Below are 17673 nucleotides of genomic sequence, written 5' to 3' on the forward strand. Positions count from 1 at the left end.
TCGGATTTTGTATTGGCGGGAATGATAAATTCTCTGTAGCAGCATCTTAAATGGAAAGGAAGGTTACAGAGAAGCAAATTTGATTCGGGGAATTACTTCGATTCATTTTCATTGAATAAATCAATGCTGAACAGATTAAAAGAATCGTCGTCATTAATACGTTCTTGGTCATTTCCTGTTATATCAGGACTATTTTCCCTGCGACGGCGATTTACTTCCCTTAATTCCGCTTCCAGAAATTCCGCTTGTTCGTGGGAAAGCTTGATCGTGATTTCATTATTTTGGTCATCTGCAGCTTTCAAGAGGACATAGCTATCCGCAGCATTACGTAAAGTCACATTGCTTACTGTTAAGTTCATGTTCGCGAGTTCATATCTTGCCTTCATAAAGTACAAAGAACCTCCATCGGAAAATACCGGATAAAATAATGTATATTAAATATACTCTACTTCAAGATATTTAAATATACAAATTCTTTGTTTGGAAAAGCCTTGAAACCTAAAGAAATCTACCTCCTTAACACCATATCATTAAAGCCGCGTTCTTGAATAAAGGTCCAGGTGAAGTTTCATCCCTTTTAAAATCCAGAAGTTTTGGAACCAATGGAGCAATTGAATGCTAATTCGTCCTAATTCGTCCCTTTCTTAAAAAATACTTGAATGAATTCACATTGACTGTAAATAAATGGAACCCTTCACTATCGGAAAGTTTCCATTTGTTTATAGTTCTTTCTCGATCGCGGAAGTAATATGGTATGGACCCATGCTTTTATTTGAAGTAATGACGGTTCTCAATCGATTTGCCGGATATACCGCAGAATTGAAACTTACACCCGGGTCATACCCCATAAGATGATATTTGAAAATCCCGTCATTTTTTTTACGGATCCATATACCATATCCATAATATTCCCCTTCATCTCCAGTTGCAATATGGGCTTCCAATAAGAGAGTGGTATATTCTTGATTCAGTAACTGATTGGAAAATAACCCATCCCAAAACCTGAACATATCTGATGCGGTAATATACGCTCCTCCATCCGCACCGCCTTTGATGGGAAGGGAATAAACGTTAGTTCTCCATGCTCCATTTTCTTCGTCAATATACCCTAATGCAGTATTTTTAGGAAGCTGGTCCATGGAAAAATAACCGGAATTTATCATTTCACAAGGAAGAAAGATGTTCTTGTCGATATATTCAGAAAATTGAAGTCCGGTTAGTTCCTCAACAATCAATCCTAATAAAATATAGCCTGCATTATTGTAATGAAATCTTTCCCCGGGTTCAAATATCATCACATCATCTTGAAACATTGGGAGGAAATCTTTTAATCTTTTTATATGGTACATCGGATTTTTCTGCCAAAGCTCTTCAAAATCATCCATCACTTTCTCATCAAAGTAATCAGGAATTCCCGAAGTGTGTGTTAAGAGGTGATGAATGGTTACATTTTGATGGAAATCAGGAAACACGATAGGAAGACAGTCTATAAGCTTAGAATCAAGCCTAAGTTTTCCTTTTTGTATTAACTGGCAAATGGCTACCGCTGTAAACAGTTTACAACCGGAAGCAATTCCGAATCTTGTTTCGGCCGTATTCATGATTTCATCCGCTCGATTGGTATAGCCATGTGCTGAGCTATGAATCAGGTCATCTCCCGCTTTCACACCGATAACACCCGAGAATTCAATTTCCTTGCATGTTTCTTCAATAATCCTGGATATATCCATATGTAGAGTCGACATTTCGTTTTCCCCTTTGCCTGTAAAATTTTCATAACCGATGTGTTGGCCAAGGTGCTTATTAGGTCTTGCCAAAAAACCCGCATCTTATGTGATGCGGGATAACTTATTTCAGATTTCACTCGTTCTTTTATTTCCACCAAGTATCATAAACATTAATGGCTTCATTGCGTTTATGTTCGGTTTTAGTATACCATCCTTCGATGATTTCGGCAGCTTCCGTTCTGATTTCCTTGCCTTCAAGATAATCATCGATTTCATCGTAGCTAACGCCTAAAGCCACTTCATCAGGAAGTAATGGTTTGTCATCTTCTAAATCTGCCGTTGGTATTTTCGTATAAAGACGCTCAGGAGCACCGACGAATTTGAGGATTTCTTTTCCTTGCCTTTTATTTAAGCGATATAAAGGTAGGATATCCGCTGCACCATCACCATGTTTCGTAAAGAAACCTGTGATCGCTTCAGCTGCATGGTCCGTACCAAGCACAACGCCTTTATACAGTCCGGCTAAATCATATTGTACCTTCATTCGCTCACGTGCTTTGACATTTCCCCTTAAGAAATTCGATAGCTTTTCAGAAACCGCTTCTTCCACAGCTTTTACTGAAGCATCCACCGCTTTCTTGATGTTAACAGTAACCGTTTGGCTTGGCTTGATGAATTTTAAAGCCAGCTGCCTGTCATCTTCATCAGCCTGTACTCCATATGGCAAGCTTACAGCAACAAACTTATAGTCGCTGCCATTTTTTTCTTCATTCAATTCATTGACAGCGGTTTGAGCAATATACCCCGCCAGTGTTGAATCTTGACCTCCGGATATCCCAAGTACAAAACTTTTCAGAAACGTATTTTTCTTCATATACCCTTTTAAAAGATCAACACTTTTCCTGAATTCGGCTTCAGGATCGATCGTTGGTTGGACAAGTAATTTTTTTACGATTTCTTTTTGTAATGGACGCATTGGCATAGCCCCGCTTTCTAATAAAATAGATTGGTCATTTCGTTAGCATTCTTTCTACATTTGCTTTAACTTCATCTATATTCCTCATTTTATTATCCCAACAATCCTGGCTTAGATCTACCGGGTATTCTTCAGGGTTCAGTGCACGAAGGTACTCCGGCCATAATACTTGGAGATTTTTTTGCGTGAAGGCCTTGATTTCATCTATGGTCGGCAATTCATAAATCAAACTTCCATCCTTGAAAATATCCACATGCAGATCAACCGCATCGAAATCCGTGACGAATTTACTTAGGAAGGTATGGACAGGATGAAACATCTTTAATTTTTCCTGTTCCTGCGGCTTCTCATATTCCATCGCCAAATAATCACCTTCAGCATGATGGTTCACTTTATTGATGATTCGATATACTCGTTTTAATCCAGGTGTCGTAACCTTTTCAGGGTTAGAAGAAATTTTGATGGTATCTCTCATATTCCCATCTTCACCCTCTATTGAAACCATTTTATAAACGGCACCGAGCGCTGGCTGGTCATAAGCCGTAATCAATTTGGTTCCGATGCCCCAAATGTCAATTCTTGCTCCTTGTTGTTTCAAATTGATGATCGTATATTCATCCAGGTCATTGGAAGCGACTATCTTCGCATCATGGAACCCTGCAGCATCAAGCATACGCCGTGCTTCTTTTGATAAGTAAGCTAAGTCACCGCTGTCAAGACGAACGCCAATGAAGTTGATTTTATCGCCCAATTCCTTGGCAACTCGGATTGCATTCGGGATGCCAGAACGCAATGTATCATAAGTATCAACCAAGAATACACAGTCTTTATGGGAAACAGCGTATTTATGAAAAGCTGTATATTCATCTTTATAAGCTTGGATCATGGAATGTGCATGCGTCCCTGAAACCGGAATGCCGAACAGCTTTCCAGCACGTACATTACTAGTGGAATCAAAGCCAGCAATATAGGCCGCTCTCGCTCCCCAAATTGCAGCATCCATTTCTTGCGCCCGCCTTGAACCGAATTCAAGGGCAGATTCTTCACCGATTACCTGTTTGATGCGTGAAGCTTTTGTTGCCACGAGTGTGTGATAGTTCACAATGTTAAGCAACGCAGTTTCAATGAGTTGAGCCTCACCAAGCGGTGCCTCCACCCGTAATATCGGTTCATTGCCGAAAACGAGCTCTCCCTCTTTCATGCAGCGAATCGCTCCCGTGAAACGAATGTTCTTCAAATAATTCAAAAATTCTTCATCATAGTGCAGATCATTTTTTAAATAGTCGATATCACTTTCCGAGAAGGAAAAGTTTTGAAGGTAATGGACAATTTTTTCAAGTCCCGCAAAAATCGCATATCCGCTATTAAATGGAAGCTTTCTGAAAAATATCTCGAAAACTGCCTTTCGGTTATGCGTTTTGTCCTGCCAATAAGTTTGGGCCATATTGATTTGGTAAAGGTCAGTGTGTAATGCGTAACTGTCGTCGTTGTACTTTTTTTCCATGGATAGTTCCTCCCAAAAGAGAAGCATCGCTTCCCTTCTATTCTGTTGCTTGAATGGATATTATAGAATGGTTGCTCCAAGAGATGCTTTAAAATGTCCAAGCGCCCAATGGTGACCGGCATCATTGAACGAGGCCACTGCATTTTCATATACAAAGATATTATAGCCTAGATTATAAGCGTCGATTGCCGTATGCAAAATACAGATATCTGTACAAACCCCGACTAAATATACATCGGTGATGTGACGTTCCCGCAGGCGGATATTAAGGTCCGTCCCTGCAAAGGCCGAATAACGTGTTTTATCTATATAATGAACATTCTTTTGATTTTTATTAGTTTCATATTCCTCTTTTAACGCCCCGTATAGGTCTCTACCCATTGTACCGCTAATATTATGCGGTGGAAACAAATTCGATTCGGGATGTAAGCGGTCTCCTTCTTCATGTAAATCAATCGCGAATACCGTATATTCGCCGCTTTTTATAAAATCCCTGGTTATATTGACTAATTCCTTCTCGATATCCTGACCTGGCTTCCCGCAGGTCAAGGAACCCCCGTCTGCCACGAAGTCATACGTATAATCTATATTGATCAATGCCTTTTTCCCCATATCATCAATTCCCCCTCAATAGTAAATAGAGTCCATGACAACCTCTGCATTAAATCGGTAAAGCTGTGAAGGCCGATACGAATTCCGTTTCGTTTTCTTATGCATTCCCTTTTCATCCAAGACTTTTTCCAGAAACGGGAGCTTCGGGGCTTTTGCATAAAAAAGTGAGTCTGCACTGATTTTTGCATCATCTCTGGCTGTCAGCAACACCCGTTGCAGCTCAGAAAGTGTAAATTCATCCGGCAGGAATTTTTGGGCTATCGTCGTTTGCACCATTTCTTTTTTCATTAAATTCATCGCATCGTTAATAATTGTATAATGATCGAATGCAAGATCTAATTGTAAGGCTTCCTGAATCGTGAACAATTCAACGTCGGCTGCGTCGTCATTCGCTTTTCTTTGATGAAGAAACTCTTCCTGGACAATGGCATAAAAAGCATTGGAAATGATCCAGCCCCTGGGATCTCGTCCTGGCCGGTCATAAACCCCGAAATGCTTGACATGGAATCCAGCTACGCCCGTTTCTTCTTTCAATTCTCGTTTGGCTGCTTCATAGGCAGTCTCGCCAGCATTGACAAAACCTCCGGGTAAAGCCCATTTATCTCCTTCAACATTAGGGCTTCCTTCCTTATCTTTTGTGGCGCGTTTGATTAATAATAGCTTCAAAAACATTTCAGGCGGAGCTTTCTCTGCCGTTTTCTTTGTTGTAATAGTAAAAATCGCAATATCTGCCGTATATCCATCTGGAGTAATATATTTCTTTTTTTCCTGCTGAGCCATGGCAACTCTCACTTTCTTTCACTAAGTATGGAATTCAAGTAATTAGTAAATCATTAATTACTAATTATAGTACTCTTCCTTGTGTGATTTAGCAACTCTAAATCAGAAAAATTTTCTAATTATTTAAATAATCATTTATTTTTCACATGAAAACAAGCCCGGTCATGATGACCGGGCTTGTTTATCGATTTCTTTAAACGGGATAGACTCCATGTTTACGATCGGTGAATGTCAATTGTTTACTGCTATATGCTTCAAACCTGGCGCACAATTCATCACGCAGGTCATTTGGCTGGATGATGCCATCAACAATCATCTCGGAGGCTAAGCGGTAGATATCAATGTCTTCATTGTATTCATTGCGTTTCTGTTCGATGAATGCCGGGCGCTCTTCTGGTTCCATGGCATTGATTTTATTGGCATAGACTGCATTGACCGCAGCTTCTGCCCCCATGACCGCAATCAATGCCGTCGGTAAGGCAAGAACGCAATCCGGTTCAAAAGCGGGACCGGCCATCGCGTAAAGTCCAGCCCCATAAGCCTTACGGACAATGACTGAAATTTTCGGGACCGTGGCTTCACTCATGGCCGATATCATTTTCGCACCATGGCGAATGATGCCTGCCCGTTCGACCTTCGTCCCGATCATGAATCCAGGAATATCCACCAGGAACAACAACGGTATATGGAAAGCATCACATAAATTGATGAACTTGGCTGCCTTATCGGCTGAATCATGGAACAGGACGCCGCCCTTGACTCGCGGCTGATTGGCAATGATCCCTATCGTTTGCCCATTTAGCCTTGCAAGCCCAGTAATTAATTCAGGAGCAAATAGCTTCTTGATTTCACAAAACGATTGCCTGTCTATAATCCTATCAATCAGGTCATACATATTGAAGGCTGCATTCTGATTTTTTGGAATCAGTTCTTCCAATGTTTTTTCGAAATCCGCAGGCAGCTCAGGCTTTGTGGCTTTAGGCTTTTCTTGATAATTTCCTGGAAAATAGCTTAAGTACCTGCGCGCGAACGCGATCGATTCTTCTTCTGACTTGACAAGCACATCCCCGCATCCTGAAACGGAACAATGCATTTTCGCCCCGCCCATTTCCTCTTCACTCACCTTTTCGCCAATGACCATTTCTGCCATTCTCGGTGAACCTAAATACATGGATGCATTGCCATCAACCATTACGACGATATCACAAAAAGCTGGAATATATGCCCCGCCGGCGGCAGACGGACCGAACAATAGACAAATTTGAGGGACTTTTCCTGATAACTTTACTTGGTTGTAAAAGATGCGTCCTGCTCCGCGGCGTCCCGGAAACATTTCTACTTGATCTGTAATTCGTGCCCCGGCAGAATCGACTAAATAAAGAAGGGGCAGCTGTAACTTCTCAGCTGTTTCCTGAATGCGAATGATTTTCTCGACGGTCCTTGCTCCCCAGGAACCAGCTTTTACAGTCGAATCATTGGCCATGACACAGACCCTCTGACCATTGATTTTCCCGATGCCTGTAACCACACCATCGGCAGGCAGACCATCACTGGCACAATTAGCAAAGAAAGCGTCCTCTATTTCAACCCCTTCATCGAAAAGCAGTTCAAGCCGTTCACGTACGAAAAGCTTTCCTTTTTCAGCGTTTTTTTGATGATATTTTTCTAAACCGCCTTTTTTAATCGTCTCAACCGTTTCGGTTAGTTTATCCGTCGTTACCATCCCTGTTCCTCCTTCAATTGAAATCATTGGCCCTTAAATACCGGTTTGCGCTTTTCCTTGAATGCTGACAGACCCTCCAGTCGGTCACAGGTTTTTAAAGTTGTCTGATAGCAGTCTTTTTCAATTTGCAAACCTGTTTTCAAGTCAGTCTCAGCCCCTTGATTGATTGCCGCTTTTGCAGCCCTTAGTGCCAATGGGGCATTGACCGCAATTTCCTTAGCCAATTTTTTCGCTTCCTCAAGTAAATGCTGGGGTGAATATACATGACTGATGATTTTCAAGGCATGTGCCGTTTTTGCATCCAATCTCCTTGCCGTATAAATCAGTTCTTTCGCTGTCGGCATTCCGACTATCCGCGGCAGGCGCTGAGTACCGCCGGCGCCTGGGATGATGCCTAACGATGTTTCTGTCAGTCCCACCTTCGCCGTTTCCGATGCGATTCGTATGTCACAAGCGAGTGCCAACTCCAGCCCTCCGCCAAAAGCCGAACCGTTAATCGCGGCGATGACCGGTACTGGAAGGTTTTCAACAGCCGTAATCGTGTCTCCGATCAACTTGACTGTCTCCTTGACTTTATCATCATTCATACCCGCTCTTTCCTTAAGATCCGCACCTGCACAAAACGCCTTTTCACCTGCTCCCGTTATAATGACTGTTCGTAAATTGGAATCTCTCTTCAATTCATCCAGCCCTTCGACTAAGCAATGAAGCAATTCTGTGGATAAAGCATTAGCAGCATCCGGCCGATTCAAAGTCACGAGGGCAATTCCCTTTTCTTCATACCTTATATCAACTAATGAAGTCATAATTTCACCTCGATTTCGCTTATTGTGCGTTATTTACAGCCATCTGATGGCTAGGCAATGGTTTTTCCAAAAAGCTTTGCACCATGGCCGCAGCCTTCATTAGCTTTTCGGGATTGATTCCTGTGTGAATCCCCATTTTATGTAGCATATGAACCAGGTCATCCGTAGCCACATTTCCGCTCGCGCCTGGTGCATACGGACATCCCCCTAAACCTCCAAGTGAAGAGTCGAAAGTGTCAATACCATAATTCAGTGATTCTAGAACATTTGCGAGTGCCATTCCCCTTGTATCATGAAAATGGAGGGCAATCCGGCTTATATCATATCTTTTTACAGCTTGTTCCAGGAACAGTGCAACCTGTCTTGGAGAAGCGACCCCAATGGTATCACCCAATGAGACTTCATCGATGCCATATTCAAAAAGTTGATCACAAACACGGAAAACCTGATCAGTCGAAACCTCCCCTTCATAAGGACAGCCGAAAACGGTTGAAACATAGCCCCTTACCGTTTTCCCGCTATTTGCTGCTGTCCTGATGACATCCTTCAATATTGGAAAGGTATCGGAAATCGACTTATTGATATTTTTTAGATTATGCGTTTCACTGGATGACATGAACACGGAAATATCATCGATATTGGCTTCTAGAGCCGACTCCAGTCCCCTTTGATTCGGTACAAGGGCCGCATAAGTGATACCAGGCTTGCGCTTTATTCCCTTAGCCACCAGGGCGGCATCACTCAATTGGGGAATCCACTTTGGGTGTACGAATGAAGTCACTTCTATATAAGATAATCCTGTATCAGAGAGCTGATCGATCCACTCCATTTTGCTTTGTGCAGGTATTATGACCTTTTCATTTTGCAGCCCGTCACGGGGTCCAACTTCCTTAATTGTCACTTTTTCAGGCCAATTCATCATACCCCTCCGTCCCTTTATTCAATGACGGCCAAAACGTCGCCTTCATTTACGAAATCCCCTTCATTCACTTTTAGTTCTTTTATGGTGCCAGCTTCCTCGGCTGCAATGGGGATTTCCATTTTCATCGATTCCAAGATAATGATATCCTGTCCGTCGGTTACACTTTGCCCCTCGTTCGCTACGATTTTCCAAACGCTTCCTGCCATGCTTGCCTTTAATTCTGCCATTTTATTTTCCTCCCGATCATTATGTTTTAAGTTATACAGTCAATTTTTGAATATATTTCGCAATGAAATCAGTAGTCGTATCTCCTTGGGAAAAAGCTTCATGAGAAATTATTTCCATCAGCAAAGGAAGGTTTGTTTTAATTCCTTCTATTTTATAGCTTGCGAGCGCTTCTCTTAATCTCTCGATCGCATTATCCCTCGAGTCGCCGCTCACCACCAATTTGGCGATCATCGGATCATAAAAGTGGGATACGACCGAAGTTCCATGAACCGCCAATTCATGACGGATCCCTTCACCTTCCGGAAGTTCCATAGTGGTGATCTTCCCCGGTGCTGGATAAAAGGTTTTCGGATCTTCAGCATAAATGCGGACTTCAATGGAATGTCCGTCCTGTTTAATCTCACTTTGGGTGAAATCCAATTTGTTGCCCGATGCAATTTTAATTTGCTGTTCGACTAAGTCCAATCCCGTAATTTCTTCAGTGACAGGATGCTCTACCTGAAGGCGTGTATTCATTTCCAGGAAATAAAAATTTTTATCTGCATCAACTAAAAATTCGAGGGTGCCCGCATTGCTATAACCAATGGATTTTACCGCTTTCACTGCAGCCATTCCCATCCTGTTCCTTGTTTCTTCGTCAAGGAAAGAAGATGGAGCCTCTTCCACGACCTTCTGGTGGCGCCTTTGAACGGAGCATTCCCTTTCCCATAAGTAAACAGCATTCCCAAAGGAATCCGCCAATACCTGAATTTCGATATGACGAGGCTTCTCAATCAATTTTTCTATGAACATATCTCCATTGCCAAAAAATAATTGGGCACGTTTTTGATTCCCTTCGAAGGCTTTGGTTAGTTCATCTTCATTAGCAACGGCCTGCATGCCGATTCCCCCGCCGCCTGCTGCTGCTTTTAACATGACTGGATAGCCAATCTTTTCGGCAACGGCTGCCGCTTCTGAACTATCAATTAACGGACGTGAAAATCCAGGCACCAATGGAAGTCCCGCTTGCTCCATCTTTTTCCTCGCCTCGACTTTATTGCCCATCTGCTGGATGATCTCTGGTTTGGGACCAATGAATATCAAGCCGGCTTCTTCGCATGAACGTGCGAAATCTGCATTTTCACTAAGAAAACCATATCCAGGATGAATGGCCTCCGCTCCGGTTTCCTTAGCTATTTCCAAAATCTTATTGACGTTTAAATAGCTTTCCTGTACTCTCGGGCCACCCAATAAATATGCCTCATCCGCCAATCCCACAAAAGGCGAATCCGAATCTGCTTCCGAATGGACGGCGACAGTAAGTATCCCCAGCTTCCTGCATGTACGAATAATGCGTGATGCTATTTCTCCCCTGTTTGCGATAAGAATTTTTCGAATCATTCGATATCCTCCTTATTTAGTGCGTTCCGTTAGTAGGTCAAGAGTTTGTTGCCGAAGCTTATACTTTTGGATTTTTCCGGATGCAGTCATTGGATAAGCATCGGAAAATTGAATGTAACGCGGAATTTTATGAAAAGATATTTTCCCTTTGCAATACTCTATCAATTCTTTCTCCGTAAGGGTTTCTCCTGCTTTCAAAATGATCCATGCGGCTACCTCTTCCCCATACTTCTGATCCGGAACGCCGAGTACCTGGACATCGACAATTGCAGGATGTTGATAGAGGAATTCTTCAATCTCACGGGGATAAATATTTTCCCCTCCGCGGATGATCATGTCTTTCAGCCGGCCAGTAATCTTGCAATAGCCCCTTTCATCCATTACCGCCAAATCTCCCGTATGAAGCCAGCCTTCCCGGTCAATCGCCTGCTCAGTGGCTTCCGGGTTATTATAATATCCCTTCATTACATGGTAACCCCTAGAACAGAGTTCACCCTGTTTGCCCCGCTGGACTTCTTCCCCGGTAGCTGGATCGACAATTTTCACTTCCACTTTCGGCAAAGCCCTTCCCACTGAAGAAACACGAAGTTCGATCGGATCGTCCGTTCTTGTCATCGTAATTCCTGGAGAAGATTCCGTTTGACCATAAGTAATCGTAATTTCCGAGATGCCCATCTTATTCACCACGCTTTTCATGACTTCGATCGGACATGTGGATCCTGCCATGATACCAGTCCGTAACGAACTTAAATCATACTGGTCAAAGTCATCGAGATTAAGTTCAGCAATGAACATCGTCGGAACACCATGAAGCCCCGTACATTTTTCAGCTTCAACCGTCTGAAGGACAACGCGTGGGTTAAATTCCACGATTGGCACCATTGTTGCCCCTACTGAAACAGAGGCCATCGTGCCAAGGGAACAGCCGAAACAATGAAAAAACGGAACCGGGATGCAAAGCCGGTCAGCTTCGGTAAGCTTCATGCATTCCGCGACATTCAATCCGTTATTGACCAAGTTGGAATGAGTCAGCATCACTCCTTTTGGAAATCCTGTCGTCCCTGATGTATATTGCATATTAATCACATCACCGGGAGCCAATTCCTCCATCCTCATGTCCAGCGATTCCTCCGAAACGGATTCGCTCCTGCTAATGACTTCATCCCACGAAAACGTTCCGGGATAACGCTTTTCACCTAAAACGATGATATTTTTCAATTTTGGCAGTTTCTCAGATTGTAATTTTCCTGGTTCTGCATTTTTCAATTCAGGAACGATTTCGTACAGCGTATCTATATATGAATGATCCTTATATTGTTCCATCAGGATGATCGTCGTCGAATCGGATTGCTTGAGCAGGTATTCCAGTTCACTTGTACGGTAATTAGTATTGACCGTTACCAGCACTCCGCCCATTTTCGCGGTCGAAAATTGGGATATAAGCCATTCCGGTTTATTGGATGCCCAAATGGCGATATGTTCGCCTTTTTTTATATCTAGTGACATGAACGCCCTGGCAGCCTTTCGGCAAATCTTTTCAAATTCGCGATAGGAATGGCGCAGGCCTAGCTCATGGTACACAACCGCTTCATTATCACCATATTGTTCAGCTGTCCTTTCAAGCAGTTTCCCGATAGTAACATCTAGCAAATCAGACATCAAACTCCTCCTAATCAAATAAAAGTAAGAATGAACGCTTTTTGCTGTATAGATAACATCTGCTTTTCACCAAAATGAACCAAAGCATCATTGTTCATTTTACGTTCCGTAAAGATTAACAGCCTAATTGCCTGGCGATAACGAGTCTTTGAATTTCGGATGTACCTTCACCAATCTCCAATAACTTAGCATCTCTTAAATAGCGCTCCACCTCATATTCACGCATGTAACCAGAGCCCCCGTGTATTTGTATAGCTTGATTGCTGGACCGGAACGCGGTCTCACTTGCAAAAAGCTTGGCATATGCCGCTTCCTTTGCAAAAGGTTTTTTATTGTCTTTTAACCATGCAGCCTTATATACCATATTCCTCGCCAATTCAATTTCCATCGCCATGTCTGCAAGCTTGAATTGAATGGCCTGGAAATTGGAGATGGTTTTACCGAATTGAACGCGCTCTTTTGAAAAAGCTAAAGCTCTATCAAAGGCAGCCTGGGCGATACCGACGGCCAAAGCAGCAATGGAAATCCTTCCTCCATCAAGCGTGAATAAGAATTGTTTGAACCCTTTGTCTGGATCTCCCAGTAAATTTTCCTTTGGCACCCGGACATTATCCAGAATGATTTCACAAGTATTGGAAGCTCGAACTCCCATTTTTTCATAATTGCTATTGATCGTCAGCCCTTGGGTATCGGTTGGCACGATGAATGCCGAGATGATATTTTTGCCCTTGGAATCTTTGCCCGATACAGCCGTGACGGTAACCGTTCTTGAATAGCTGGCATTTGTTATCCATGTTTTCTCGCCATTAATCACATATTCATCACCCTCCAACACGGCAGTAGTTCTCGTACCGCCAGCATCGGAACCAGCATTAGGCTCTGTTAACCCGAAAGCTGCCAGGGTTTCACCGGTCGTGATTGGAACCAGATATTTTTGCTTCTGTTCTTCGGTTCCAAAATAGTAAATTGGACTTGCCCCGAGCGAAACGGCTGCTGCATAACTTAAGCCGGTTCCCCCGCATGCCTTTCCAACCTCTTCAACTGCAATGGCATACGAAACCGTATCTCCGCCCGAACCGCCATATTCTTCAGGAAACGGAATTCCAAGCAACCCGAGTTTCCCCATTTTTTTGAATACATCCTCCGCAAACATGGACTTTTCATCCAACTCTATAGCAATGGGTTTAATTTCCTTTTCGGCAAATTCCCTAACCATTTCCTTAATCATCTGCTGTTCTTTTGTAAGTGAAAAATCCATATATTCATTCCCCTTTCTATTGAGACCGACTAGTTGGTCTGTACAAATCAAGTTTATAGTTTAATCCATAACAACTTGGTTCTTCAGTAAAAATGGCTGGGTGATTTCCGCTTCTTTTTGTTTATCCATCAATAGGGCATTCAGAATTAAATCTACGTAAATATCACCGATTTCATCTATCGTTTTTCCACCGTCCCTTTTGTACCATTTGTAGGACCAGTTCACCATGCCCAGAATTGACATTCCGGTAATTTCCACTGGCAATTCGCTGCGGAATACTCCCTTGTCAATACCTTCTTTGATAACGGAAAAAATGATTTCTTTATACATTTGGCGCTTTTTTTTGATTGCTTCAACATAGGGCGGTTTTAAGTAAATGCTTTCTTGATAGAAAACTGAGATGTGTGGTTTATAGAGGTCAAAAACTTTAACAAATGATTGAATGATCTTTTGCATTTTTTCTGTTGGATGGGTACTTTCTGAGATGGCTTCCTGTGCTTTTGTTAAAACATATGAAATAAAGTAATCATGGATGACAAATAAAAGTTCATCTTTGGAAGAGAAATGGTGATAAAAACCTCCTTTGCTAGTTCCGCAAGCCTTAACGATTTCGTTAACGGAGACACCATGAAAACCATGCTGATCGAAGAGCGTCAACGATGTTTCAATTATTTTTTCTTTTAACTCCGTAAGACTGCACCCCCTTCTTGTATCCGCTTACATTTAACGACATAAAGAAGATGTGGTTATGTAGTTAACTGGATTTATTTAGATTTTACCAAATATTTAAAAATTGTCAATTTTTAATTATCAATAAAAAAACAGCCCTCAAAACCAAGAGCTGTCAACCTACTTTATTTAGTAATGCATGCGATACATATTGTCATTCACTACCCTTGACCGGTTTAACCTGTGCTTTTACAAGCTGCCATCCATTGTCATACTTCCATACTGATTTAATCTTCAAAATCGGAACAAGTTCATCGGAACCTTTTACGTTTTGGACTCCCATAAGTGCTTTTCCTTTTCCAAAAACGGTCTTGGGATCCAATGAGGAGTATGGATCAACCAAAAGCTCTGTCGGTTCATTTAGTTTTCCATTTTGATAAATGCCTAATTCATCGTACGCTTGTTTTCTGGAACTGACATCTATCACCACAGGCTTTTGACCTTCGATAATGATTTCCGCTTTGTATCCGTCAAGAAATTGTGCTATTACGGGAACGGATGGAGGGACTTCCAGTTCCTTCACTTTTCCATCCTTGAACGTATAGGCGTAACTGGATATCAACCGCTCTCTGCCTTCCATCAAAACCGTGACCAATACATCCTGGACTCCATCATTATTCAAGTCCGCCACCTTTAGGTCTGGAGTATACCCAGCTTCCAGCGGGACGCTGATTGTACGGCGATTGCTTTCCACACTTAACTCAATTTTCTTCAGAAACTTGCTTCCTTCCTCAAATGGCAGTCCCTGAACCTGGATGATGTCTATTTTCTGGTCACCTGTTACATCTCTTTTTGTTGAAATATATGTGCCATCTACCTGAAAATTTTTATCATGGGCTTCAACCGCTTGATAGCTCAAAAATAGTGAGATGACTAAAACCGCATATTTTAGCAGATCTAACTTTTTCATAGTGATAACCTCGCTTTTCAAAGATGAACTAATTTGACATTTGTCGCCGTTTGAACTTTCGACGCTGATCTTTCATGAAGATGGACCAGAAATAATAGAACCCTGGCACTAATATCGCAAAGCCCACGATATAAGTGGCAAACACGGCCCGGAATGAGGTTGGATCGGTAAATCCTGAAAGAATCGTGACATTTGGATATATGATATAAGGTAAATGTGCGATACCATAAACATAGCTTCCGATTAAATACTGTATGATGATCGCTATTACAGCGAGGCGAGGCATCCCTTTAACCTCCTGCTTAGAAAAATAGGGTAAGTACAGTGCTATCCCGCTAATTATGAAAAAAATGAGCGAGACGAATAACAATCCAGAGTTTTTCATCATTCCTTGGTAAATCCAATTCGCTTCGTTTCTTAACGTGAGCATAACCAACAAAGCCATGACCAACATAAGCGGGCCCGTTATCATCGCATCTCTGCGATATATTTTGTATGCTTTCATTTCATCGGCCTGTTTTGAGTAATCGGACAGGAGCAAAGATGATAAAAAAAGCGTGCTCATAATTCCGAACCCCACAAATGCATACTCATTTGGACTCGTGAATAGTTTAGATAGATTCAATTCTTCATTTCCTCTTACACCTTCAACAAATCCAAGGTGGGTGATTGGCAATACGCTGATTAATAGCCCGGGTATGATCAATCCCGTCAATCCTGAAATATACGTTAACGCTTTTTCATATTTGTCTACGCTATGCGAGAAAACCAAGAAAGCACTCCTAATACATAGCAGGACAAGTATCAGGCTTGCAGGAACGATCAAGGCTACCCCTATCGGGAAAACTGCACCTGGAAATAAACTGTAAATCGCAATGACAAGACCAACGACAAAAGTATTAGTCACTTCCCAAGTTGGTGATAAATAGCTATTTGCGATCTTGGTAGCATTCGTTTCTTCCTTTTTAATGTAAGTCATTGCCCAGAAGCCAGCGCCGAAATCCATGGAGGCCATGATGGCATAAAGAAAAATAAAGCCCCAGACCAGTGTTATTGCAAGAAGAGCATCACTCATTCGCCTTCCCCCCCTTTTATGAATTCGAATCGAAAAGCCTTACATCTTTCTGTTCGGCCTTATATATATCATCCATCACGGAATGACGTTTGAAATAATACAAAAGTGTAAACACGACAGAAACGCATAAAATGATATAAACAATAATGAACATCGTGAATAAAAATCCAAGGTTTTCGTACGAAGTGACTGAATCCTCCGTGGTCAGCATCCTGTATATCGTCCATGGCTGTCTGCCTGTACAGGCAAAAATCCAACCGCATTCAATTGAAATCACAGAAAGCGGCCCTGACGCAACAAACAGCCAAAGAATGCATTTCGGATATGTCTCCTTTTTCAGCCATTTATTCCATACCAATCCAAACAGTGCCAACGCGATTAAGCCTGAACCAATGATGACCATGGCGTTGAACAAGATATGGACATAAAGCGGGGGCCAATACTCTTCCGGAAAATCGTTTAAACCGGTCACGACCGTATCAAAGCTATTACCAGATAGAAAGCTTAATAACCATGGGAATTCAATCCCATACTTCACTTCCTGTGCTTCCCTATCGGTATAACCAAACAAGGTAAGTCCGGCATGGTCCTGTGTTTCAAACAACCCTTCTGCCGCCGCCAGTTTTTCCGGCTGTTCCCTATATAAATGCTGTGTAGTCGCATGACCGTTCAATGCAGTCAAAAAAGAAAAAACCAAACCCAATACAATACTGAGTCTCAGTGCTTTTTGGTGAAAGTTAAATTCAGCAGTGCCATATTTATTTTTTAGCATCTTATAGGCTGCAACTGATGCTACGACAAAAGCGCCTGTAGTATAAGCAGTCAGGGCCGTATGTCCCGCCGTCACCAAGAAACTTGGGTTGAAAAATGCCGCCCAAGGATCGACATCGACGATCTCCCCATTTTCAAACCGGAACCCAGCCGGTGTCCCCTCAAAAGCATGGACATTCGAAATCAATACAGCCGAAGCCAATGCTCCGAATGCAACAAAGAATAAACTCACGATTCGGGCCCATGGCTTGATTTTTTCAGCAGCATACACGTAGATTGACATGAACAGCGCTTCAACCATGAATGCATAAATCTCGATCTGGAATGGAAGCGCCATGACACGTCCAATCACTTCCATGAACCCAGGCCATAATAGTGACAGCTGTACACCAGCAATCGTACCAGTCGGAATGCCGACCCCAAGCAGAACCCCTAATGTTTTCGTCCAGCGTTTAGCCATGACGACATACTGTAAATCCTTTGTCCTTTGATACATCAATTCCGCTGCCAACATCATCATCGGCAACCCGACGCCGATCGTTGCAAATATGATATGTACAGCCATATTCGTCCCGAACATCGCACGGGCCATTTGTATATGATCCATACTGTC

17 protein-coding genes are annotated in these 17673 nt (G+C 42.4%); all 17 read right to left on the reverse strand.

What is annotated here, in order from left to right:
- Window positions 1-92: 92 nt before the first annotated feature.
- The 17 genes from ACQKMF_RS08230 to ACQKMF_RS08310 all read right to left on the reverse strand — a co-directional run bounded on the left by ACQKMF_RS08230 (window position 93) and on the right by ACQKMF_RS08310 (window position 17667).
- A complete protein-coding gene (locus ACQKMF_RS08230) occupies window positions 93-386 on the reverse strand; it encodes a hypothetical protein (RefSeq protein WP_063593415.1) in 294 nt (97 codons plus the stop codon).
- Between the two features lie 333 nt (window positions 387-719).
- On the reverse strand, window positions 720-1745 hold the full coding sequence (locus ACQKMF_RS08235) for a serine hydrolase domain-containing protein (RefSeq protein ID WP_402942669.1): 1026 nt from the start codon (window positions 1743-1745) through the stop codon (window positions 720-722).
- Between the two features lie 127 nt (window positions 1746-1872).
- Window positions 1873-2703: an ammonia-dependent NAD(+) synthetase gene (gene nadE / locus ACQKMF_RS08240; protein WP_427572556.1), complete on the reverse strand. Its 831-nt coding sequence runs from the start codon at window positions 2701-2703 to the stop codon at window positions 1873-1875.
- A 34-nt stretch (window positions 2704-2737) separates the two neighbouring features.
- Entirely contained in the window at window positions 2738-4207 is a 1470-nt protein-coding gene (locus ACQKMF_RS08245) for a nicotinate phosphoribosyltransferase (protein WP_101221977.1), read from the reverse strand.
- Between the two features lie 60 nt (window positions 4208-4267).
- The gene (locus tag ACQKMF_RS08250) at window positions 4268-4819 is read right to left on the reverse strand and encodes a cysteine hydrolase family protein (protein ID WP_260357566.1); all 552 of its coding nucleotides are present in this window, start codon (window positions 4817-4819) and stop codon (window positions 4268-4270) included.
- A gap of 15 nt (window positions 4820-4834) precedes the next feature.
- On the reverse strand, window positions 4835-5599 hold the full coding sequence (locus ACQKMF_RS08255; protein WP_260357565.1) for an NUDIX hydrolase: 765 nt from the start codon (window positions 5597-5599) through the stop codon (window positions 4835-4837).
- Between the two features lie 193 nt (window positions 5600-5792).
- Window positions 5793-7322 (reverse strand): acyl-CoA carboxylase subunit beta, encoded by a 1530-nt coding sequence (locus ACQKMF_RS08260; protein ID WP_427572559.1) that lies wholly within the window; start codon window positions 7320-7322, stop codon window positions 5793-5795.
- A 23-nt stretch (window positions 7323-7345) separates the two neighbouring features.
- Window positions 7346-8128: an enoyl-CoA hydratase gene (locus ACQKMF_RS08265; RefSeq protein ID WP_402942656.1), complete on the reverse strand. Its 783-nt coding sequence runs from the start codon at window positions 8126-8128 to the stop codon at window positions 7346-7348.
- A gap of 19 nt (window positions 8129-8147) precedes the next feature.
- Entirely contained in the window at window positions 8148-9050 is a 903-nt protein-coding gene (locus tag ACQKMF_RS08270) for a hydroxymethylglutaryl-CoA lyase (protein ID WP_402942654.1), read from the reverse strand.
- 14 nt (window positions 9051-9064) lie between these two features.
- Complete coding sequence (locus tag ACQKMF_RS08275) at window positions 9065-9277, reverse strand: acetyl-CoA carboxylase biotin carboxyl carrier protein subunit (protein ID WP_034312225.1); 213 nt, start codon at window positions 9275-9277, stop codon at window positions 9065-9067.
- Window positions 9278-9308: 31 nt separating this feature from the next.
- Complete coding sequence (locus ACQKMF_RS08280; protein WP_427572562.1) at window positions 9309-10658, reverse strand: acetyl-CoA carboxylase biotin carboxylase subunit; 1350 nt, start codon at window positions 10656-10658, stop codon at window positions 9309-9311.
- Window positions 10659-10670: 12 nt separating this feature from the next.
- A complete protein-coding gene (locus ACQKMF_RS08285) occupies window positions 10671-12308 on the reverse strand; it encodes an AMP-binding protein (RefSeq protein ID WP_427573172.1) in 1638 nt (545 codons plus the stop codon).
- A gap of 124 nt (window positions 12309-12432) precedes the next feature.
- A complete protein-coding gene (locus ACQKMF_RS08290; RefSeq protein WP_427572564.1) occupies window positions 12433-13575 on the reverse strand; it encodes an acyl-CoA dehydrogenase in 1143 nt (380 codons plus the stop codon).
- A 60-nt stretch (window positions 13576-13635) separates the two neighbouring features.
- Complete coding sequence (locus tag ACQKMF_RS08295; protein WP_260357977.1) at window positions 13636-14247, reverse strand: TetR/AcrR family transcriptional regulator; 612 nt, start codon at window positions 14245-14247, stop codon at window positions 13636-13638.
- A gap of 211 nt (window positions 14248-14458) precedes the next feature.
- On the reverse strand, window positions 14459-15214 hold the full coding sequence (locus tag ACQKMF_RS08300) for a hypothetical protein (RefSeq protein ID WP_101221967.1): 756 nt from the start codon (window positions 15212-15214) through the stop codon (window positions 14459-14461).
- A 28-nt stretch (window positions 15215-15242) separates the two neighbouring features.
- The gene (locus ACQKMF_RS08305) at window positions 15243-16289 is read right to left on the reverse strand and encodes a cytochrome d ubiquinol oxidase subunit II (RefSeq protein WP_249593703.1); all 1047 of its coding nucleotides are present in this window, start codon (window positions 16287-16289) and stop codon (window positions 15243-15245) included.
- A gap of 16 nt (window positions 16290-16305) precedes the next feature.
- Window positions 16306-17667, reverse strand: a complete 1362-nt coding sequence (locus ACQKMF_RS08310) for a cytochrome ubiquinol oxidase subunit I (protein ID WP_427572566.1) — start codon at window positions 17665-17667, stop codon at window positions 16306-16308.
- Between the last annotated feature and the right edge of the window lie 6 nt (window positions 17668-17673).

Origin of the sequence: Peribacillus sp. NPDC101480 (assembly GCF_050277335.1) — a bacterium.
Classification (GTDB): domain Bacteria; phylum Bacillota; class Bacilli; order Bacillales; family DSM-1321; genus Peribacillus.